We start from the raw sequence: 23,479 nt of genomic DNA, 5'->3' as shown, positions 1-23,479 counted from the left end.
TAATAAATTTTGTTGACTCTAGTTAATGAAAATTATATAATGCCTCTCTTTAAATTAATATTAATGAGATAAACCTAGATGAGTCTAACATATAAACTAAAATCTAAATTGTTAAAATACTCTTTCATTGTTGCCATATCAATAAATTTATTGACAATTAATTCAGGAATATTATTGCTTACTTTGAATAATAAAGCAGAAGCTGGAACTCCACCGCCACCGCCACCGCCACCGCCACCGCCACCGCCACCGCCACCGCCATCGCCACCGCCACCACCACCACCGGTAACTCCAACGCCTACTATTGATCCTAAATCAGCAGCAAAAGATATTAAGGATGAATTAGGTGGAGAATTTAGTACAACAGATTTTTTTAGTAGCTTAAAAAGGAAAACTAAAAAGCAGACTAATAATTATGGTTTTAAACTTGGTGCTAAAGAAGAAACAAGGATCCTATTAAATCTACTTTTAGGAGATTTTTATGATGCTAAAAAACGCTTATCAGTAGTAAAAGATGTAGTAAACAATAAGAATTTATCATTTGATTCTAAAGTAGATTTACTAGAAAGAATAAACTCAGCTAAAGGAGTTTATACCAAAGGTGCTAATGGTGATATACAGGTAGATCCAATTTTTAATAGCTCTAGTAGTAACTCAACGTATATTTCTAATTTTAATCCAAATTATAAATATATAATTTTGTATAGTACGCCAACAGAGATTTTAGAAAAAGATCTCACCCATGAAATTATTGATATTATTAAAGGTTTTGAAAAAGATTCTAAAGGAAATTCTTATAGGAATTTTGATGCAACAAAACTTAAGCAAATAGAACAAGAAAGAGTTTATAATTTAATAAAATCAGAAGCTGAATCATTAATAAAATCAGCTTATGGTAATAATATAGAGTATAATGACTATTATAATAATAATATAAGTGATAATAGTTATAAAAAATATTTTACAAAATATGAAAAAGACGTAATAACTAAAGCTTTAGGTTATAAACGTGCCTATGAAGAAAAAACAGTATTATACAAGAGAGAGGTAGATAAACTAGATGGATCAACCTTAAATGTCGCAGAATACATTAAAAAATGTGAAGAAATACTTGAAAAAATTGGAGAAAGTAGTTGGGACAGTTATCAAGTTTCTAAACCTGGTAGTAACAGTAAAATAAATTATGAAGATTACGAAAAACTAGTGGTAAATGAAGCAAAAAAACGAGCTGTAATCGCAAGGTTTTTAATAGAAGATAATAATAAAATAAAAGGAAAAAGATTAAAAATAGTAAAAGAAGATGGTTCTGAAGAATATATAGATAATACAGAATTTAATTTAATAAGGGCTGAAAATAATTGGGATTTAACACCAGCAAATATACCACTTTCTCAAGTAATGAAAAATACAAATAATTTATCTGAAAATGAAAGAATCAAAGAATTATTAGCTCGAATTGAATTTTTAGAAAATAACATTAATAACTTAGATATACTTAATGAGCTTGAAGATGCAAAAAGACAATTAGATGAATTAAAAAGTAAAAAAATTACTGGATTATTTGCTTTAAATAATAATGGTGAAAATGCATCAATATCTTTTGATCAAAGTTTGATAGATATATTTAAAATTTTAAAAGAGATCCCAGATTTTGTTAATATAATAAGAACACATCCCGATTTATTTCCAACTATATTTAATGATCCTAATGTTCTAGCATTTCTAGAGAAATGTCCACCAGAAGATTATGAGAATATAATAATAGATCTAAGTTTATTAGATTCAAAATCTCAAAACCTAGAATCTTTAATTGTAAAAAAACAAATATCTGAAGAAGTTACTTTGCATAATCAAGTGGCTTCTATTACTAATAAACCTATTCATATGGGTATTCATGGTAGATTGTTGTTGCCTAATGCTGCGATTGCTGGTGGTGATGAAGAGGATGTAATAAACAGAGGAGTATGGATCAGTGGTTTATACGGAGTAAGCAATCAAAAAGCATGGAGAAGCATACCGAAATATAAAGGATGCACTAGCGGTGTAACTATCGGTATGGATACAGAGCTTAGTAACAGCTCTGACGTAATAGGTATGGCTTATTCAAGAATTGAGTCGCATTTTAAATATAATAAGAGGTTTGCTAAGACCGCACTTAATGGACATTTATTTAGTATCTATGGTTTAAAAGAATTACCGAAAAACTTTTCATTGCAAGCTATAGCATCTGTTGGTCATAATTATATTAAAAATAAAGCCACAACTGCTAATAATATTATTAGTAAATATCAAAATAATAACTTTAATTTTGAAGCATTATTAAATTACAAGTATCGTACAAATTATGATTTATACTTAATACCAAATATTGGATTAAAATACGATTATTCAAGAAGTAGTGGTTATAAAGGAAATAATTTTGTACAAAAATTAATGATTCAAAAGAAGTCAAATCGTCTATTAACAACTAGTTTAGGTGGTAAGGTAGAATTTAAATCGATAAAGATTTTAAATGATATAACGCTGATGCCAAGCTTGTATGGGAGTATAGAAAATCATTTTTATAATAAAGATACAAAAGTTAGTGCTAAGGCAATTTTAAATGATCAAATAATAAAAGAGAAGATTATTCTATCAAAACAGCCTAAATTTGGTTATAATATTGGAGGTAATGTCCTTTTGACGAAGAAGAATATAAATGTAATATTTGAGTATAATCATTATACCCATAAAAAATATAAAAGCCGTCAAGGGGTAGTGAAATTAAAAGTTAATTTGTAGAACAAATATAGATAAAGAGATAAGGCTTCATTCTCTTTATCTATTTGAATTTAAGTAAGTAATGTTAGTAATTACTTCTTGACAGTATAAAAGTATTACTTTATATTTTATCTATTATATAAGTCAAAGTTTGATAGGTTAAGCTTATGTCTCGTAAATGTGAACTCACTGGAGTGGGTGTTCTATATGGCAATAATGTATCGCATTCACAGCGTAAAACTAGAAGGCGTTTTGAGCCTAATTTAAGATCGGTTAAGTTTATAAGTGATATAACAACCGCAGAATATAGATTATCAGTTAGTGCTAGATGTATAAGTTCAGTTGAAAAAGCTGGCGGGTTTGATGCATATATGTTAAAAGCTAATAATGATGCTTTATCCACTACAGCTAAAGCTATTAAGAAAAAAATAATTCAGACTAAGGTGGCAAAATCATTATGAAAAATGGGATACATCCAGACTATAAAAAGTTTTTAATTAAGGTTGGAAGTGATGTTTTTAAAACAATGTCAACTCATCCTGCAGGTGAGATTTTAATGGATGTTGATTTCAGAAAACACCCAGCATGGAATAAAGATATTGGAAATGTAGTAAATCAGTCTAACAAAAGCGTTAGTGATTTTAATAAAAGATTCTCCGGTCTTTCTTTCGGTAGTCAAAAAAAAGAAGCTAGTTAAGATCGTCATTGCGAGGAGATGCATTGTAGAGGGTGGAGGCAATTTCAAAAATTCTGCTTTATGAGGCTACCACGCTTATTTCATTTGCGTAGTTTATGATGTTAGAGATTAGTTTGCTCTAATCATTTATGTCATCAATCTTTGTTTACAACATTAATAAACAAAGTAATCAATTTTCTATTATTGCGGGGTGGAGCAGCTCGGTAGCTCGTCAGGCTCATAACCTGAAGGTCGTTGGTTCAAATCCAGCCCCCGCTACCATATTTTTATTTCAATTTTTTTATTGTTACCTTGTGGTAAAATTGTTGTGTAGAACGGGTTGGCTTTGCCCGCCTAGATCATTTTCCCCTGTCATCCCGTGATTTATGAACTAGATCCAATTAAAAATACTAATAAAATCAGTATTTTTTATTATTTTTTGGATCTAGTTTCTAAGTCACAGGAGGCATTGTTGCGTGGATCAAAAAAGTCCTGGATGTCATTCCTGCGAAAGCAGGAATCTAGTATAAAGCGAGATAACCTAAGCTTTTAATTTTAAAAATTTGCTGTATTTATGCTTTTTTTCCTGGATTCCTGCTTTCGTAGGAATGACATCGGAATCACGCAGGCAATGCCGCCACAGGATGACAACGACTACGTTTTTCAATCTACGCAAGCAAGCCTTAAGTCGGAATGACATAGAATAATAATTGCCCGATACTATTGGCAATCTTATGGAGTAATACAACATTCTTAAGATTGCTTCGTTGAAACTTACAGTTTCTTTTCGCAATGACGGAGAAACTGATCCGCGCCGGCAATCGTGCTACAGGATAACACAGGACATATAATATAGGTTGCAAAATTATGATTGATGAAAAAGTAATTAATAAAAAAGTAGTAGGTAATAATAAGCTTTTTCGTCATCAAGCCAAATTTGTAGCTGGTGCTATGGATATAAAGCAACTTCCTAATTTTGCGTTGCCACAAGTCGCTTTTGTCGGTAAATCGAATGTTGGTAAATCAAGCTTAATAAATACTATATGTAATAACAAAAACCTTGCTAAAGTTTCTAATACCCCGGGGCGTACTAGGCAAATTAATTTTTTTAATCTTGTAGATAAACTTATAATAGTTGACCTACCAGGTTATGGTTTTGCAGAAGTTCCAAATCAAGTTAAAGAGCAGTGGGAAATATTAATTAATCATTACTTACGCAATAGTGACAATCTAAAATTAGTTAACTTATTGATAGATTCAAGAAGGGGAATTAAGGAAAACGATAAAAAAGTAGCAGAGTTATTACTTGCAAATCAGCGAGATTTTCAAATTATTTTTACAAAATCTGATAAAGCTACGGATCGTAAAAACCTTAACCTAGAAGCACAGAATTTTCTTGCAACTTTAAACTACTCATGTAATCTTATTTATGTAAGTAGTAGGAGTAAAGAAGGTGCAAGAGAACTTAAAACTAGTTTGGCAAAATGCATCAAACTTGAAAAGTAAAGAAATAGATAATATTTCTGAATTAGGCGACATTACTATAATTAGGGATATAATCACATGTAGTAATGAGCTTAGAAATCAAGCGATAGTTCTAAAGTTACCAATCAATATTATTATTAATGAGAAGTTATTTGCCTCTTTTATAGAATCTATCAAACTGCTTGAGATGTGCGGTGCTAAAATCTATATAATACATGACCAGATAGATTTAGGAAATCTATCTTTAATATCACAATTAGATAAAAATTTCAGTAAAAAATTTAATAAAGTAAGTGAAAATAGTTCCGTAGATAATCCTATTATTATGGAAATATTATCAAATTATGTCAACAGGCTTATAGTGACAAAACTTAATAATAAAGGTTGTTATGCGGTTGGTATTTCAGGGAAAGATGCAAATTTACTACAAGCAAGAAAATCAAAATTATCAAATAGAAGAGTTGCAAATCGTGACGTTATAGATATTGGCTTTGTAAGCGAGCCTATTATAGTTAATCCAGAAATTCTATTAAATTTTGAAGATAGTAATATTATACCTGTGATAACTCCTTTCGCTAATGATGACCAAGAAAAGACCCATTTACTAAATGTTAATTTAACTGCTGCAACAATTGCTGTTACTTTAGGAGCAGAACATCTAATATTTCCATATGAAATGTCCCAGATATTTAGAGGATTTCAGTATAATATGAAAATACAAAATGCTAATTTATTAAAATCAATGCTAAATGATAGTAATCACTATTTAGAAGAAGAATTAATTAAAATAGCAATTAAGGTGATTGAAAGTATAGGTAATAATGTACATTTTGTTAATAGTAAAATACCAAACTCAATATTATTAACTATGTTTGCAAATAAAAATATAAATTTATATTAATAATTTTTAAGTTTATGTTTATTATTGAATAAAAAATATAAAAGAGGAAAAGTATATGGCAGGAACATTAGCAACCGATCTTTTATTTGTAGGGCTAACTAGACCGCCCATGATATTCGGTGTGAGTATTAAATTTGCGGCGTTAAATATGATCATGACTATGATAGTATTTATTTGGAATAACGGCATTATGATTTTATTCATTGCAGCAGGTCTACATTTAATAGCCTATATTATATGCTTTAAAGAGCCACGATTTATAGAATTATATTTAAATAAGATGTCAAGAACTAGCCAATGTCCTAATAAATTTTATTATGGGGCAAATTCATACGGAATTTGAATTTGATGGCATTTCGTAGTTTGTCTACAGAGTCTAGATTTTATTGTCACCCCGTGACTTGATCAAGGGATCTTATGTTATAGATTCCGTCTTAAGATACCACAGGTACAAGCCACAGTATGACATCATAAGAACCAAAAATCAAAATAGTTAAATTAGGTTATGTAATGAAGTTATTTAGAACTAGAGCCGCTAAAGAATTAAGGTCTAAACAAGATAGACCTACTTCACATTTTATCCCTTATAAATGTCATTGGGATAGTAATACCATTTTAACTAAAGATAATTCGCTTTTACAAGTTATTAAAATAAACGGCTTTTCTTTTGAAACAGCCGATGATGAAGATTTAGATATTAAAAAGAATATACGGAATGCCTTACTTAAAAACATGGCTTCAGGAAATATTGTGGTATATTTCCATACTATCAGAAGACGTAAAGCAGTAATATTTGATGACACAGAATTTACTTATGATCCTACTGTAAAAGTACCAAATAATTTTATTACGTATCTCGGAGCAGAATGGCGTAAAAAACACGCAGGGGCTAGATCATTTTTTAATGAATTATATGTCAGTATTTTATACAAGCCTGATACTGGTGGTGCTGCTATAGTTGAGTATTTTTTAAAGAAGCTTAGACAAAAATCTAATAAAAATGCTTGGGAAAATGACATGAAAGAGATGAAAGACAATCTCCAAGAAATATCAAACAGAATAGTTAATACATTTAGAAGTTATGGGGCTAGGATTCTTGGAGTTCGTAAAACTCCTACAGGTAATTATTGTGAAATGCTAGAATTTCTCTCATCTTTGGTTAATTGCGGCGACTCACCAGGTCCAGTAGCAGTACCGCGTGGTACTATTGATGAATATTTACCAACACATCGCTTGTTTTTTGAGTCTCGTACTATTGAGACAAGAAGTTCGATTGGAACTAAATATGCTGGAATAATAAGTATTCTTGAATATGGACCTAATACTTCTGCAGGGATTTTTGATGGATTTTTGCAAATGCCATTTGAGTTTGTGATGACTCAAAGTTTTATATTTGCTAACAGAACCGTAGCAATTGGTAAAATGCAATTACAGCAAAATAGAATGATACAGGCAGGTGATAAGGCTACTTCACAAATTGCTGAAATATCAACAGCACTTGATATGGCAACTAGTGGTGATATTGGTTTTGGAGAACATCATCTATCACTTTTATGTTCTGCAAATAGTATTAAAGCTTTAGAAGATATATTATCAATGGCATCTGTTGAACTTTCTAATTCAGGAATTCAGCCTGTTAGAGAAAAAATTAACATGGAACCTAGCTATTGGGGACAGCTTCCAGGAAATATGGAGTATATAGTTCGTACATCCACTATAAATACCCTTAATATGGCTAGTTTTGCCTCTCAACATAACTATCCTATTGGAAAAGTGCGAGATAACCATTGGGGCGAATATGTCACAGTGCTCGATACAACTTCAGGTACTCCGTTCTATTTTAATTTCCATGTAAGAGATGTTGGGCATACTTTAATCATAGGTCCGACTGGTGCCGGTAAAACTGTTCTTATGAATTTCTTATGTGCTGAAGCACAAAAATTCAAACCACGTATGTTCTTTTTTGATAAAGATCGTGGTGCTGAAATATTTATCAGAGCTTTAAACGGTGTTTATACAATTATAGATCCAGGTTTAAAATGTAACTTTAACCCATTGCAGCTTGAAGACACTAGTGAAAATAGAACGTTTATTTTAGAATGGTTAAGGGTTCTTGTAACTTCTAATGGTGAGAGTATAACAGCACAAGATAATAAGATATTATCGCAAGCAGTGAGTGGTAATTTTAGGCTGGAGAAAAAAGATAGACGGCTTAGTAATGTAGTAGCGTTTCTTGGCATCGATACACCAGATAGTATAGCAAGTAGAATTGCGATGTGGGTTGGAAATGGCTCTCACGCTAAAGTATTCGATAACGAAATAGATGATATTGATTTGCAAAAAGCTAGGGTATTTGGTTTTGATATGACTGAATTACTTAAAGACCCAACAAGCCTTGCTCCGGTGTTGTTGTATATTTTTCATCGTATAAATATTTCTTTGGATGGACAAAAAACTATGATAGTACTTGATGAGGCTTGGGCTTTAATTGATAATCCAGTATTTGCTCCTAAAATCAAAGATTGGTTAAAAGTGTTGAGAAAACTAAATACTTTTGTTATATTTGCTACTCAAAGCGTAGAAGATGCAGCAAAAAGTAGAATTAGTGATACGTTAATTCAGCAGACGGCTACGCAAATCTTCCTGCCTAACCTTAAAGCTACCGATATTTATCGTAGTGCTTTTATGTTAAGTCAGAGAGAATATGTTTTAATTAAAACTACCGATCCTACAACACGTTACTTTTTAATAAAACAAGGAGTAGATGCAGTAGTTGCTAAAGTAAATTTAGACGGTATGAATAATATAATTAGTGTTTTATCGGGTAGAGTGGAAACTGTTATACTACTCGATCAAATTAGAGAAAAATACGGGAATGATCCGGAAAAATGGTTGCCTATATTCTATGAAGCAGTTAAGACATTGTAGATTTAATGTATTATGGTTACTTGTTGTTGTAAGCCTAAAAAATCGTCATTGCGAGCGACTAAAAGGAGCGTGGCAATCCAGAAGAAATAATAAAAAAATGCTAAAATTAGAATTTTTTACTGGATTGCTTCGTCAAAATTTTCAATTTTTCCTCGCAATGACGTTTATCACATACGAGGGCAAGTAATTAGCCATGAAATTATTTCCTTGTACTTTACTTAAAATTCTAATAGTCAGTTTTATCCTCAATTTTGGAATTACAAGCAAATCATATGCCGATGATACCCTTGATACTATCGTCAATACACTACAAAATTTAACCTGTGAAACACAAGGAGTCGGCGACTTATTACGTACCGAATTTTCTCAAACCTGTATTGTCGCTCCATTTTTTACTTTTGCTATAATGAATCTTGTATCTCCTGTTTTATACATGAATACATTTTTAAAGCTTAGAATAAATGATAATGAATTATTTGGTACACAATTCCCAGGAGGGCAATGTACGCGTGAAAACAGAGCTGACCCCAATGATCTTAAATTAACTTTTAGTTTATGTAGTAATTTAAAACTTGCAGGGGTAAGAGCAAAAGCAGTTGTAGATTCAGCACTTGCCATTGCTAAGGCTGTATTAACCGGCACTGATCCATGGGATGATATAAAGGAAGCTTGGAAAAACAATAAAGCAGATTATTATAATACATATACCCAAAAGCCCGAAGATAGTGGTACAATGTGGGATTTAGGAGTGCCGATTTTTTGGAAAGTTGTTCAAGATAATGATCGTATATGCGTTGGGACATATGGTTTTACGGGTGTAGTACCAGTAGGATGTAAATATATAAAAGAGCCATTTCCAAAATCTATGTATAATAGCTTTATGGATGTAAACGATACAAATTTTATTGACGATCCCAATAATAAAGCTGTTGATCCTTTAGCGTTAGTTTCTTGTAGTGCAGCAGGTGGAGGATGCTATCAAAAAGCTTATAATGCTTCAAGAACTGCGGTAGTTATGACTTCTCCGCTTATAGAATGCATAAGACAAATGATCGCAAGGTTATTAATTAGTCAAGATGTGTGTAGCTTTGATGATGTAAACTCAGTAGTTAATTCAGCTTCAAGGAAGACTAGTGCTTTATTCCAGTTCCAGGTAGGAATGTATAGAATAGTTACGGCTTTCTTAACTTTATATGTTATGCTTTTTGGTGCTAAGATACTTCTTTCAGGTCAAGTTCCACCAAAAAATGAGTATATAAACTTTATATTGAAAATAATATTTGTAACTTATTTTTCAATAGGGTTGAACATAACACCCGGTAGTACTTCCCCTTATGATCGTATGGATGGGATGATTCAATGGGCATTTCCTTTCTTGCTTAATGGTATAAACGGATTAGCAAGTTGGGTTATGAATGCTGCACCATCTGGGCTATGTAAATTTAATGGTCCGGATATTTCATATGATAATAGTGTTGCATATATTGCCTTATGGGACGCATTAGATTGTCGTGTAGCCCATTATTTGGGGTTAGATATGTTGTCTACGCTATTAGTAGAAAATACTTATAAAAGCCATAATTTTGCAAATTTTGACTTTTTTAGCTTTAGTGCTCCTCCATATATCTACTTACTAATACCCGCTATAATATCTGGTAATATGATGTTAGTATCACTAGCTCTTGCCTATCCGTTGCTTGTGATCTCAGTTGCTGCCTTTATGGTTAATGCCACTGTTATGTGTATGGTATCTATAGTAATACTTGGTATTTTAGCACCTCTTTTCGTGCCAATGTTTTTATTTGACTATACACGAGGTTATTTTGATAGTTGGGTTAAGCTAATGATTTCATTTTTGCTTCAGCCTATGGTAGTAGTTACTTTTATGATTACTATGTTTGCGGTTTATGATTTTGGTTTTTATGGAAAATGCCAATATGAAAGTAAATTGATCCATAATAGTGTGGAAAGTGCCCTACAAGGACAAACTTTTAAAAGGGATGTTTTAGTATTTTTTGTTGATAATGATTGGACTAAATATAGTAAGGATGACGCAGCTAGTTGTCAAAATAGCTTAGGCTATATGTTAAATAATCCGATTTCAACAGCTTTTAACTTTGCCAAAGACAGTGTAGAACAAATAGTAGGAAGTAAGCCGAATGAGACTTGTGATCCAAAGGCAGCAGATGCAGATACTAAATGTAATCCAAAGCCAGGAGATAGTAGTACAAGTAGTTTCCTTTCTAAATTCCAGTTTTTATCAGGAGTAATTTTAGGTCCTGGAATGTTCTTTGTTTCTCCTAAGGTACTTTTTGAGAAGATTAAAGATATTTTACTTGCTCTAGTTACAGCCTGTTTTACCTTATATTTAATGTATAATTTTAGTAGTCAGTTAGCTAATTTTGCAGCAGATATGACGGAAGGGGTAGCTCTTAGCAGTGTTGCCATAAAACCACAAGCGATATTTAAAGCCGCAATGGCAGGGCTTGCTGCTGCAGGTGCTGCAACCAAAGGTCTTGACCAATTCGCTACCAAAGGTGGTGGCGGTGGTGATTTACTCAGCACTAAAGGTGGAAGAGCCGGTGATTTAGTAAAAGGTAGCGGCGGGGGCGGTGGTAGTGAAGGAGGTGATTCTTTCACATCAGGTGGTCTTATAGAACCTTCTAGTACGGCTGCAACTCCATCTTCTGCACTAAGTTCTGTTGGTAAAAGTGTAGGCGGCACAGCAGCACCAAGTAGTGCTTCTGAAGAAATGCTTGATACTAGCTTTAGTAATAGAAAACCTATAGAAGCACCTGTGTCTCAACCAACGACAGTTTCAACGCAAATTGATACTGCTATTAAAACTGAGCCACCGAAAGTAAGTGCAGCAGAAGTTGTAAGAAGTACTGCCGAAGATAAGTTTGAAGATTTATCAGGTAAGCTTAATGTTACAAAAGAAATTAAAGAAGCTGTAACTGAATCTCAAAAAGAAGAACAAAAAGAACCAAGAGTAAAACATACTGCTGAGGTAGAACCGGAACTTAATCTAGATGAAAATCTTGGAGTTACACGTACTATCAGAGGGCTCGATAAGGATAGAAAATTTACCGAACAAGAAAGTCATGAGTTAAAGATAGGTGAGGCAGGATACGTAAAGCAAGAGATGAGAAATGCTCAAATTCGTGATAGAAGAGCAGCGTTTGAGAAAGAAACGGAAGAGTTATATCGTAGTGGGGGAGGTAGAGCAAAAGATAAAGCGACCGAGCGAAATGATGGAACGATTGAAAATAGAAGCAAGAAAATAGATAGCGGTTCCGATGAAAATCCTTAATATTATAAAAATTATTATTGTCGTTTGTTTGGAAGGTTTTGCTTTAACTAGTTTTGCCGGCTTTGGAGATTCTTGTGCCTCGTTGCCGACTACTACAGATGGGTATTTAGAATCTGATACGGCGTATGGTTACATAATTCGTAGTATTGATATGAAAGCAACCGGAGGGAATTGTGATGCAAGCAAGCCGGGTATAACTTTTTGCTTTAAGAATAAAGATGGCAGTAGTGATCCTTGTACTATGTATACTTTAAATCAAGGTGATTCTAAAAAAATTAGCGATTTAAGCAAAGATAATAATCCCGATCTTGGTGCAAATCCTATATTAAAAAATATAATCTTAACAGTTCAAACATGGCAAAATGACATATGTTTGCTTATGCCAACGTCAAGAGGACCAATGCCGGTGGCATGTAAAGCATTAAGTAACACTCCACCTACTCCTCCCCCTGATGATCCTAGCTGTAGTAATATAGGGCAAAGTTGCTATACTGGAGCAAATTATAGTCAATCATTAATTAACTTTTCCGGTCTTGCTGTCCAGTGTTTAAAAGAAACTCTTGATAAAATATTTTTTGTGGGAAATAATTGCGGTTCACAAGATCAAAGTTCTGAAATAATTAATCTTACTGCTTTTCCTACCTTTCAAGGATATTTAAAAAATGCTATTGGATCTGCCCTGATTCTGTACGTAATGTTTTTTGCATTTAATATGGTGCTTAATAAAGAATATGGCAATCCAGATAAAATAGCCCTTTTTATAATAAAACTTTTATTTGTTACTTATTTTTCTATAGGGCTTGGTCCTCTAAATTTTAGTAGCGGTCAGCCAACTCAAGAGAATGGTATGTTAAAATACGGACTACCTCTTTTAACGGGAATAGCACCGGAATTTGCACAAATTATTTTTAATGCTGCGGGTTCAAAAGGATTATGTGTATTTGATACTTCAAAATACCAAAGTGGTTATCAATTTTATGCTTTATGGGATTCTATAGATTGTCGTATAGGTTATTATCTTGGTTTAGATTTACTTTATAATGTAGATAAAAACGATATATTGAAAAGTTTTGCACGTGGTGATGGTGGTAATAGTAGCGGCAGTATATCTATTCCAAATCTTGGAGATCCTGATAAAAATAGCCCAAATGCTTTAACTTCAGTAGGGTCTTTAAGGTTCTTTACTGTTATGTTTGGTTTCTTCATGGCAGGAAACGTCATTATTCTTATAAGTGGTTTAGTATTTGCAGTAATATTCCTTTCTATACTTTTATATTTTATCACGCATTATTTAGTTTGTATGATTACTATTTATGTAATGACATATGTTTCACCAATATTTATCCCTATGATGTTATTTAATCGTACAAAAGGTTATTTCGATGGATGGCTAAAAGTATCTTTATCATGTGCATTACAACCAGCTATAGTAGCAGGCTTTATAGCGTTATTAATTACCATGTATGATTCGGCAATATTTAAAAATTGTGAGTTCCTAAGGTATGATTACGAAAAAAATAATATAAAATTTAGTACTTTTGAGCTGAGATTGCCAGCTAATGGTGCAGCGGTATGTGAAGAAAGCTTTGGATATAAAATGCTAAATTATTATGCTGGTAAAGGTTGGGAAGAGCATTTAGTCATACTTTTCCCTATAAAATCAATTGCTAAAGATGTTGTGTCTATTCTTGCAGAGTTGTTGTGCGTTTTGGTATTTTCAGTGATTTTCTATTATTTCTCTAAATCGATAAGTCAGTTTGCTGCTGATTTAACTAATGGTCCAAAAATGGATGCGGTAACGGCAAGTCCAACTAAAATTGTTGATTTAGTAAAGCAAGGAGCAGCTTTTATTAAGGATGCCGCACAAGCAACGCAAGGTAAACCTCCGAGCGGTGGTGATATGCCAGGCGATGGAGGAAGTAAACGTTCAGAAGGACAAAAAAATGATGATTCATTTATCTCAAGCGGAGGAAATAGCAGCGGCGATTCACTATCATCGGGTGGAGGTAAATAAGGTAATATGCAAAGTAACTTAATAAAAGTTTTAGGTGTGCTTGCTATAGTAGCAACCCTTGTTTGCTTCGTTTTTGCAGCACTTGGAATGATAGGAGCAGTAAGTGTTGGTAATGGTTGTTATATGAGGTATGCTCCAGGTGGTAAAGGTGGTTCAGATTCTATAACTAGTACAATTACTCTTAATGCTAATGCTAATTATGTTAATACCTCTACAATGTTACCAGATGGTACTATGCAGCTTACTCCTGATCCTGCTCATTATGGTGAGTGGTTAAATACCCAAGTAGAAGTAATAGATAAGCAAGCAGTATCATTGCAAGTAGTTGGTCAGATTAGTTTATGTCTTGCTTATGTGCCAAAAGATAATTTGCAATTTACTGAAAGTACAAGACCAGGCAAGTCTAATTTGGACGATAATGGCAAGATGATTCCTATTCCTCGTGTTACAGACGTTAATAAACCGCCGCTTTCCTTGATAATGGACGCAAAAAATAATGAGTGGCGTAATATTACTGAAATGTATGCTAATGATAGAATATTAGTTTCGGTGACGCCTAAATATTCTCCTGGTGCAGATGGAACAGCAGGGGTTATGGATGCTTTTAAAGGCACTAACGTTACGGCTGATTGTTCACAAGGTAAAACTGCTTATGATCCGATTTGTGGAAGATACTCTATTTACTCAGGACCATATGTAAATGCTTGTGAATTAAAGCAAAATTATTGGCAAGGTAATAAAAAGCAAAAATGTCCAAATGGTTGCGTTTGGGGAACGATAGACTGGTGTTATACGGCTCCCATAGCTGTGTGTACTTACTATTATGTATGCGATTCTCTGCCTGCTTGGATAAATAATTATGGAACAATGCCTGAACCTTATAAGGATGATGGCACTTTTACTTTTAGTTGGGCAAGTAATACTGGGGGTATATTTATTGATTATACTAATCTTCAATGTTCTAATAATGCTAATATTCCACCAAATGGTAAATGTCCTGATAGTGTAGATAATCGTAGTCCTAAGGATAAAGATTATATAGGTGGATCTGGATGTACTTCAGGCGTATGTAATGTAGGGGAATTTCAGTCACAACGAAGATTTTGGTATACGTCAGATGGTAATGGTAGTAAAGGACCAACAGGCTTAATATGGCAAATAAGTAATACGAGTAACGTAGATTCAACCCTACTTTCTGAACTACAATTTGCTGAATTTGTAACAGCTTCAGATCAGCCTACCGAATATGGTAATGAATATAAAGTAATATATAATATACCATTTAATAGTAATATTGATAAAGGCTATTTACAATATAGGCTCTGGTGTCCAACTTCTCAGAATGCAAGTAAAAATACTGGTGGTTATGTTATGAACATCAAACAAACTAAATGCTATAGAGAAAATGGCAATAGTATAACTGATGTTTTTACTAATCGTGGTCAGGTACAATATTTAGTAATACCAAGTGCAGAAAATCCAAATACCAGCGGTAAGAATTATTCGCCTGGAGCTGCTATAGTAGATAGTGATGGTAAAGCTAATTTTAATGCAGCTGGTGAAGGATATCTATGGATGAAAGTCCTAAACGATCCGAATGATTATAAAGATAGTGAGGGTAGTTATAAAGTACATTTTTCAACTTCTCAGCAAGTAGGAAGCTTTACTATTAAAGTAATGAACCCTTTACTGCAATTATTTAAAGGTAAAGTTAAAGGAGCTACTGAATCTATTTTCCAAAATATAGTATGTTATGGAAGAAATGGAGATACTTCTTCTTGTACCAACTTTTTTAATTATATTAAAGCACTTCTAATTCTTTATGTTATGGTTTACGGGGCAATGTTCTTACTAGGCTTTACAAAAATAAACCAAAAAGATTTAGTAGTGAGAATAGTAAAAATAGGTATTGTTAGTGGACTTATGAATGGTAATACGTTTGAGTTTTTTAATAATTATCTATTTGATACTATTGCTAACTTTTCCGATGAAATTATTTCTAATATGAGCGGATATAGCTTATTTACTGCCACTAATACTGTTTCAAATCCTTTCATGTTTTTAGATGCAGTAATGAGTAGAATATTGTTTAGTCAAACATTTATGGCACAGTTACTTGCGTTACTATCTTTAGGTCTTAGCGGTATTATATATTTTATCATTACTGTTATTGCAGTAATGATTGTAATTATAACGGCATTTAGAGCAGCTGCTGTTTATATTATGGCATTTATGGCAACTTGTATACTAATTGGTATAGCACCTATATTTATTAGCTTCTTATTATTTGATTTTACCAGGTATTTATTTGATAATTGGGTTAGATTCACAATTAGATATATGATTGAGCCGGTAATTTTAATGGCAGGTATTATCGTGCTGACTCAATTGTTTACGATATATTTAGATTTTGTGTTAGGTTATAGCGTTTGCTGGAAATGTGCATTACCTATAAAAATTCCGTTTATCGGTACTATTTTACCGGTTGCATTACTTAATGTACCAATCTTTTGTATAAACTGGTTTGCACCTTGGGGCATGGATTATATGTCCGGTATGATGGGTGTGAATATGCAAAATATAGTTGCATTAGTTATTATAGCTTATGGTATGTATGGTTATGTTGATTTTTCTGGTAATATGGTGGCAAAACTAACAAGTGCTGCTGGTCCTTCAGCTACTAGTATGGGTGGTGCAATGTCAGGTGCCGTAGAACAAGGAGCGTTGAGCCAAGTAGGTATGGATAAAAATACAAGAGAAGGTATTACCGGTAGAGCCAAAGGACGGTTAAAGCAACGTAATGAAACTTTAAAGCAAGCTGAGAAAACTAGAAAAAACGCACCAAAAGAAGTGACGCCTAAAGCGGAAATACCGAAATAAAAAATTATGAAAATTATTAAGAGTTTAATTTTATTAGTTTTGTTTGTGGCATCGCCTGCCAAAGGTGATGATTTTGCTTGGATGTCAAGTGGACTTAGCGGTCTTAAAAATATATTTGGTTGTTTAGAAGTACCTAAATTTACAAGTTTCCAAGAGGGTAAAATAGGTATTAGTTTATCGACTGCTGGAAATTGGCAATCAACAGGTAATACAGTTGAAAAAGGTAAGCTGCTTAAGATTAAGTGGTCTACTGCAGGTCTTACCCCAGAGCCCCGAAAATATTTAGTATTATATAGAATTGATCCAAGGTTTAGTGTTCCGCAAGTCTTTATAAAAACTTATAATTATAAAAACTCACAATTTGAAGTTGTAGGATTCCCAGGTTTTAGTACAGCAAATGATGGTGTTATACCTCCTGATAAAAACCTTGATGCATTATCATTTACTAAAATGAATAATTATGTTAACTACTTCAATTATGCTAATGGTAATCCAAAAATCCAGGTTAATGCCGGTGATATAGTAAATATTAGCCTAGCTGATAAAGATGATTTTTTTAATCCAAGTACACCAAAAACTCCAAGTACCTTAGATAATATACTAGCTAAAGAACTCGATAGTTCTGTATTTGCTGCTTCTGCTCTTTATACTGAAAGTAATCTAGGTAATTTTGAAAATAGGATAATTTACTCAAGTGCAGAGCAAGTTTGTAATATTATAGATGCTCAAAGAGCAACTTTATGTACTGGTACAGGTTCGGCTACAAAATATACTAATGTTAGTAATGGTGCATTAGTTGGTAAGCCAATGGCTGTAAGAGCATTACAAAATTTTATGAGCATAATTAACTCTTGCCCTGCTAATTCTAATTTAAATGCTAGCCCTGCTTGTTATTATGATCAAGGTAGAGGAATGGTTATTAAAATAGGTGGACAAGTTATTAAAAATCGTGATCAAAGCTTTGTTAATAATGATAATACCCAGAATGGTTTTATGTATTATCAAGCAACTAGTGGTGGTGCTATGGATTTTAGTAGTGATTGGCAGTCTGCCGGTATGTTTAATAATTCTTTTTCAATGAGTGATTGGAGTAGAAATTTTTCTAATTATAATGATTTTGCAACTTATATAACTAAAGGTAATTGGGCAACTAATTTTTTATATTTTGGCCGTTATGCAATGATTGTTGAGATAGGTAACGGCACAAACACTATTAGCCCTGGTGATCAACAAAATATAACTTTAGAGTATTTAATAACAGCTGATAGTACATTACCTAGTTCATCTACTCCTGGCACTAGCGTCGGTTATGATTTTTCAGGAGATGCACCACAAGATGGATATTTATGGTTAAGAGTAAAAACTCCTAATAGTAATATACAGGGAACAATTAGTGTAGATTACGCTAATTATACTGGTACAACTTGGTTTTCAAATATAGTTTATAATGCTGCAATTAAACCTATTACAGATAAATTTAGAAAATATAGCGAGGATTTTTATTTTAAATTAGTTGCAAATTCTGCAATACAAAATATAGCTAAAACCGCATTAACGCTTTACGTTACTATATTTGGTTTAATGTTTGTTTTGGGGGCTTTGAAATTAACTGCTGTAGAAGTAGTAACTCGTATATTTAAAATAACTATAGTAGCTATTTTGCTTAGACCTGAAAGTTGGAATTTCTTTAATAACAATTTCTTTAGTGCATTTATTAATGGCATAGATTTCTTTGCAACGAATGTTGTAGGTGCTACAAGCTCTAAATCTAATATTTTTGGTTTTATTGATCCTATATTTGATAAATATACTAATGGTAGGATTTGGGGTTTACTGTTTATTCAGCTATTACAAATACATAATGGCTTAGCATTTATTGCTATTATAACCATCTACTCGCTTATCACCTATTTTAGAGCAATACTCGAGGTGATTATAGGTTATGTTATAGCCTTTATAGGCTTGACAGTTATGATTTCATTAGCACCATTTTTTATAATATTAATGTTGTTTGAAAAAACAAAAACTATGTTTGATAATTGGATATCGATTTTATTTAGCTATGTAGTGCAGCCAACAATATTATTAATTTTCTTTTTATTAATAGATCAAATTTTATCAGAACAACTATTAAAAGTAATTGTTAGAGCTTGTTGGGATACGCTCATCCCAATCAAAATAGGGCTTGATTTATCGAATCTTGGTATTCCATTAAATTTCTCTTTCACTTTACCATTTTTACCAGGAATACCTTTTTTCGTTCCGCAAGTTCCAGATATTACTAGTGCTAACATTTTAACGAATGACACTAATACATTTTTAGTATTATTCACTACAGCTTTATTATTTTATTCATATTGTCTAATGTCATATGGTCTAGTAAGTTTTGTAACCATAGTTGTTGGAATGTTAACGCAAGTTACTCCTGCACGAATAGAAGGTAATTATCAACCACGTGCTAACTCTACAGATTCCATTATGAAAGATATAGGTGCGGTGACAGCCCAGATTAAAAAAGCTGCTCTTGCTCCAGCACGTGTTTTTAAAGATAAGGTAATTGATCAGAATTATGAAGCTAGAAAGCCGCAAGGTGGTGGGGAGCATACAGGTAAGTTTTTTCAAAATCGTAATGATGTGAAACCTGAGCAGACAAAAGAAGAGAAGGATTAATGTCATTGTTAAATGTCATATTGTGGACAAGCCGCAGTATGACAGTAAAAAAGTAAAAATTAAATAAATGAACAGAAATATTTTTATTACATTATTAATATCGTTATTAGCACTGTCGGGGTGCAGCGGGGATACTTGTATCGATCCGGATGATTTTGGTTTTATAAAATTTAATATTTCTTCTAGATATGATCCATCTGAAGTTACTTCAAGACAAGAGGGAGATCAGGTAGCACCATGGCGGGATAGTGCTTATAGGGTAAATGGTTATCCTTTAACTGTTATGGTAAGACCTTGGGATTATATGTCTGGGGATAGAAATACTTCGGGAATATTATCAGCATGGTGTCCATGGTATGGGCAGCAGAATAATTTTACTACCTTAGCTGAGTTTTGTGTTAGACTGCGACCATGTCAATTTACTGACGGTAAGATGTGTCCAACTCCTACGCCAAGAGATGCACCTATTAATAATGCTCCTTGTATACTTACAAACGGAGTAGGGCTTTATTTTTTAATTGCTGATAAAGGTTCTAATCCTAATATGTCGCCAGATTCACAGCGTAGTCCAAAAGGTATAACGCAGCATTTAGGCGAACCAGTTACAAACCAAAATTATGAATTTTATAGTATTAGTAGTACTGGAAAGTTTTTACAAGCCGGTGGTATAAATTACCAATATGGTTGTACTACCCTACCTTGCGATCAAGCTTCAAATTATGCTCAATCTTCTCTATATTTTAAAATTTTAGACAAGTTTTATGATGATAATAGTGGACAATATAGGGTAGTCATAAAATCCGGAGTTAGTGATACAAGACCTGATCCGCTACAGTTTTTAACAAATTTAATAAAGAACGAGTTATTTGGTACTAGTGATAAAGACCCTGGAATTATAAGGCAAACTTATCAGCAAATAATTGAAACACCTGGCTATAGATTGAGTATTTCAGCTCTTTTAACCCTTTATATAATGTTTACTGGATTTTCCTTTTTAATAGGAAACATAAACATGACTCATGTTGAGCTGGTAGTTAGAATACTAAAAGTCAGTGTAGTTTCAATATTGTTAAGTACAAGTAAAGCTTGGACATTTTTCCATGATTATTTATTTGTATTTTTTGTTGAAGGGGTAGAGCAGATACTGCAAATAATCAATGAAGCTTCTGCTACAGGTCCTGGCTCTCAAAGTTTACTAGGATTGCTTATTTCTCCTCAAACGTTATCTAAATTATTTTCTCTATTATTTGTAGATCCTCTTGGATTCATTTACATTATACTCTATTTAATAGCTTTATATTTTATTTTCTTACTTATATTCAAGGCTACAATTATCTATCTAACAGCTTTAATAACCATTGGTATGATTATAACAATGGCACCGATATTTATTTGTTTTATGTTATTTAATATAACTAGATCATTATTTGAAAATTGGTTAAGGCAATTAATATCATATGCTATACAACCTATAATTTTATTTGTCGGTATTGCTTTTATTTCTATGATTATCAGGACCGAAGTATATTCAACACTTGGTTTTGCTGTATGTAAGAAAGATTTTCCTGATTTAGGACCTATAAATCAAATTTTTGGTAGTTTTACAGAAGATTTAGATTCAAGTATTGGTAATTCAATATTTTATTGGTGGTTTCCAGTACCAATGAAAGGGGGAATTGATAATTTTACTCAAGCAAATATATTAGTCCCTGAGGATTATACCAAATCTGATGATACTAAGTGTTTAGCATATCAATGTATAGATAAACGTTATATTCAATTACCGTTTTTAGATTTAGTTAAAGATGCAAATAGAATTAGTAACTTTATAAATGGTAAATTCGTCCAACTTGATGGCTTGTTATTAATATTTGTTTCTATTTATTTGCTTAGTAAATTTAATGAGACTGCTATATCAACGGCTAGTTTTATTGCTGGTACTTCGGGTAATTTAACAGAGATGCAAGCGGTTAACCAGCAATCTTACAATTCTATTATGAAACAGGTTAATAGACCGATAAATTATGCAACAGGAGTTATTAGTAAGCCGATAAACCGAATACAAGAGCAAACGAGTATGTTTTTTGCTGAAAAATATCAAGATCTGATGATGGGTAGGCTTGAAAATAAAGCCCTCAGTTCTTCGGCTAACAAAGCAGTGCAAAATGAAGTTAAAAGAAAATATGGTATAGATTATAAAGATGTTAATATGGAAGCCGGAGCAGATTATAAAAACGGCATTTCTAAATTGCTAGATAATAAGGCATTTTTACCGAAAGGTGGAGATTTGGATGTAAGGAAACTAGCAACTATGAATTTTGCACGGCTTCGAGATGAATTTGCCAAAAATAAATATGGTGCAAAAAATTATAGCTCTTTAACTAGTGAACAAAAACTAGAGCTTGATAAATTCATGAAATCCGATTTAGGTGAGAAAGGTAAATCAGCAAAAAGCCTACGTGAGCTTGCAAGTGATGCAAGCTTTACTAGAGATTATCAAGACGCTTATAAATATGCCCACAAAGAAATGTCAGGACGAGGAGTCGGATTATTTGGTAAAAATATAGGAGTACTTAGAAGCTGGCAAGAAATGGAAAATCGCGTAAAAACTAAACGTGAATTAAAAGAACAAAAACGTGTAGCTATAGGTGAGAAAATATATGCTGGCTATACAGGATTAAAAAGAGAAGCTCTTACTGCAATAGTTGGTAAAGATTTACGTGATAAATATGAGGGTAATTTAACTAGTGCTGAATGGCATGACTTTGATTATAACGATCCACAGCTTAGAACTTATAGTGAAAGTCTAAAAGATGACGAAAGAGCACGAGAAGTTAAAGAGCTTCAAATGCAGATTAATAAAGAAACGCTTGCTGTTCAAGAAGATATATTATCGCCTGAATATTTAGCAAGATTAAAGAGACCAAGTGATGTAGAATATTATCAGGAATTAGGTCAAAGAAAGCTTATTCATGAAGTGCGTGATAGATTATCTGAAGGAAGTGATCCAGTGATAATGGGTGATAGATTTATGCAAGAAAAAGCTACAGATGATCAAATGCGGACTATGATAGATAATGCTCATCAAAAACATGCAGAATTTATAGATCAAGATCGATATACTCGTCGTCAAGAGCATTACGATATTATGCATGAAAAAGCTCAAGAAAATATCGACAGAACTTATAAAGAGATTAAAGATCATTTCAAAAGAGATGATATTAAGCTTGAGGAAATGCCAGCTTTAATAGCACAATATGAAAGAGAGAAACCAATAGAATCTTTTGATAGTAAGACAGAGCCTTCTCTAGATAAAAGGATTGAAGAAGCAGTTAGTAACTTTAATATCAATGCTAAAAATTATGAATATAGTGCATCGGTGCTTAATAATATAGAAGAAAGAAAGCAGGCTATTACTGATGAAGTAAATACTCAAATTGATCGAATTAATAAATATAGAGAAAATGCTAAAATGCCGAAATACCAGAAACCAGTAGAAAATTCAGGAAGAAAGCTCAGAAAATTAGAAGACCATTTGAGAAATATGAAGTAAAATTCTTATCATTGTGAAAAGGTTATATAATAATTGGCAAAGAAATTTAGGCTCTGTGGACATTTCTAAAAAGATTTAATTTTTGCCTAAAATATCTTAGGAATGTCTATAGAACTTAGTAAAATGCATAATTTAGTTTTGCTTCTACTTGCAATGACGAACTATATTATTTTTTATTCTTACGCTTCAATTAAATTAAATCATAATTGTCCTGATAATTTATAATCCTCAGTAATATCTGTAGAATCAAAAATTGGTAAGTCAAATAACAGTGTTTCTTCAAAGTTAATCTCTTAGTG

At 32.6% G+C, this 23,479-nt stretch carries 12 protein-coding genes and 1 tRNA gene; all 13 read left to right on the top strand.

All coding sequences use genetic code 11. From position 1 onward, the window contains the following. Positions 1–78 precede the first annotated feature (78 nt). Entirely contained in the window at positions 79–2,781 is a 2,703-nt protein-coding gene (locus tag ACOAL3_RS00360; RefSeq protein WP_419235091.1) for an autotransporter outer membrane beta-barrel domain-containing protein, read from the top strand. Positions 2,782–2,927: 146 nt separating this feature from the next. Then, the gene (rpmB, locus tag ACOAL3_RS00355) at positions 2,928–3,221 is read left to right on the top strand and encodes a 50S ribosomal protein L28 (protein ID WP_341788463.1); all 294 of its coding nucleotides are present in this window, start codon (positions 2,928–2,930) and stop codon (positions 3,219–3,221) included. Beyond that, positions 3,218–3,457: a 50S ribosomal protein L31 gene (gene rpmE, locus ACOAL3_RS00350; protein ID WP_419235090.1), complete on the top strand. Its 240-nt coding sequence runs from the start codon at positions 3,218–3,220 to the stop codon at positions 3,455–3,457. Before rpmB ends, rpmE begins: the two co-directional genes overlap by 4 nt. Positions 3,458–3,641: 184 nt before the next feature. Further along, positions 3,642–3,718 (top strand) — tRNA-Met (locus ACOAL3_RS00345). Between the two features lie 585 nt (positions 3,719–4,303). Then, positions 4,304–4,942, top strand: coding sequence for a ribosome biogenesis GTP-binding protein YihA/YsxC (yihA, locus tag ACOAL3_RS00340; RefSeq protein ID WP_419235089.1), 639 nt, complete (start codon positions 4,304–4,306; stop codon positions 4,940–4,942). Further along, entirely contained in the window at positions 4,890–5,822 is a 933-nt protein-coding gene (locus ACOAL3_RS00335) for an amino acid kinase family protein (protein ID WP_419235088.1), read from the top strand. The genes yihA and ACOAL3_RS00335 overlap by 53 nt, the downstream gene beginning before the upstream one ends. Positions 5,823–5,877: 55 nt before the next feature. Next, positions 5,878–6,165: a type IV secretion system protein VirB3 gene (locus tag ACOAL3_RS00330; protein WP_395476740.1), complete on the top strand. Its 288-nt coding sequence runs from the start codon at positions 5,878–5,880 to the stop codon at positions 6,163–6,165. Positions 6,166–6,332: 167 nt separating this feature from the next. Continuing rightward, a complete protein-coding gene (locus tag ACOAL3_RS00325; protein ID WP_419235087.1) occupies positions 6,333–8,750 on the top strand; it encodes a VirB4 family type IV secretion/conjugal transfer ATPase in 2,418 nt (805 codons plus the stop codon). Positions 8,751–8,943: 193 nt separating this feature from the next. After that, positions 8,944–12,063 carry a type IV secretion system protein gene (locus ACOAL3_RS00320; protein ID WP_419235086.1) on the top strand — a complete coding sequence of 1,040 codons (3,120 nt, stop codon included), beginning with the start codon at positions 8,944–8,946 and terminating at the stop codon, positions 12,061–12,063. Then, the gene (locus ACOAL3_RS00315; protein ID WP_419235085.1) at positions 12,050–14,077 is read left to right on the top strand and encodes a TrbL/VirB6 family protein; all 2,028 of its coding nucleotides are present in this window, start codon (positions 12,050–12,052) and stop codon (positions 14,075–14,077) included. The genes ACOAL3_RS00320 and ACOAL3_RS00315 overlap by 14 nt, the downstream gene beginning before the upstream one ends. A 6-nt stretch (positions 14,078–14,083) precedes the next feature. Continuing rightward, complete coding sequence (locus ACOAL3_RS00310) at positions 14,084–16,957, top strand: TrbL/VirB6 family protein (RefSeq protein ID WP_419235084.1); 2,874 nt, start codon at positions 14,084–14,086, stop codon at positions 16,955–16,957. A gap of 6 nt (positions 16,958–16,963) precedes the next feature. Next, on the top strand, positions 16,964–19,627 hold the full coding sequence (locus ACOAL3_RS00305) for a TrbL/VirB6 family protein (RefSeq protein WP_419235083.1): 2,664 nt from the start codon (positions 16,964–16,966) through the stop codon (positions 19,625–19,627). A gap of 67 nt (positions 19,628–19,694) precedes the next feature. Beyond that, positions 19,695–23,180, top strand: a complete 3,486-nt coding sequence (locus ACOAL3_RS00300) for a type IV secretion system protein (protein WP_419235082.1) — start codon at positions 19,695–19,697, stop codon at positions 23,178–23,180. The last annotated feature ends 299 nt before the right edge of the window (positions 23,181–23,479 follow it).

The sequence above is a fragment of the Rickettsia endosymbiont of Nabis limbatus genome, from assembly GCF_965196655.1.
Classification (GTDB): domain Bacteria; phylum Pseudomonadota; class Alphaproteobacteria; order Rickettsiales; family Rickettsiaceae; genus Rickettsia.
This window is presented reverse-complemented; position numbering and strand designations above follow the sequence as displayed.